Origin of the sequence: Microbacterium sp. HSID17254 (assembly GCF_003989315.1) — a bacterium.
GTDB lineage: Bacteria > Actinomycetota > Actinomycetes > Actinomycetales > Microbacteriaceae > Microbacterium.
The window spans coordinates 1-730 of sequence record NZ_RBLT01000211.1 but is presented as its reverse complement, the minus strand read 5'-3'; the positions used below and the strand labels follow the sequence as shown (position 1 = coordinate 730).

1 pseudogene is annotated in these 730 nt (G+C 71.0%); it reads left to right on the top strand.

Going from position 1 to position 730, the window contains the following annotated elements:
* Positions 1-730: pseudogene (locus D8M34_RS19175) on the top strand (type IV secretory system conjugative DNA transfer family protein); the annotation flags it as partial.

Sequence of the window (730 nt, the reverse complement as noted above, 5' to 3'; positions counted from 1 at the left end):
GAGTCCTCGGTGTGTTGGTCACCGGTGTCGGGCGGTGCGGACGCGCAGGCCGCGGCGGTGCGGGCTGGGCTGTGGGTGGGCGGTGTGTCGTCGAGCGAGGACGGCGGCGATCGCTGGGACCAGTGGTCGGCCAGCGTGCTTGCCGCCCTGTCGATGGCCGCTGATCTGTCCGGGCGGGACATGTCCACCGTGGCGCGGTGGGTCTTCTCCACGACCAGCCACGCGCGCGGCCGGGGGGCGGGTGAAGCGCTGGAGGTGTTGGGCCGCAACCCCGGTGGTCGTGTCCCGGAGGGCACGTTGGACGCTCTGCGGCAGGTTCTGGCCACCGATGCCCGCAAGACCCGCGATTCGATCTTCATGACCTTGTCCGAAGCGGTGAAGTTCATGACCGATCCGCAGGTCGCGGCTCTGGTCACTGGTAGCGGTGGCGGCGAGGAACTCGACGCCGAGCAGCTCGTTGCTGGTCGCGGGTCGTTGTTCGTGGTCGGTTCCGACCGTGAGCATGCCTCGATCGCGCCACTGCTGGCGGCGATGACGGGCCATCTCGTCGAGACAGCCAAACGGGGCGCCTCGTCGCGCCCGAAGGGGCGTCTGGATCCGCCGCTGGGGTTGTTCCTCGAGGCGGCCGCGTTGATCACCCCGTTGCCGCTGGACCGCTGGGTCGCCGCCGCCGGCTGGCGGCGGCTCCACCTCGAACGGACTGTCCCGTCCCCGTCCCAGCCTGCCCAGC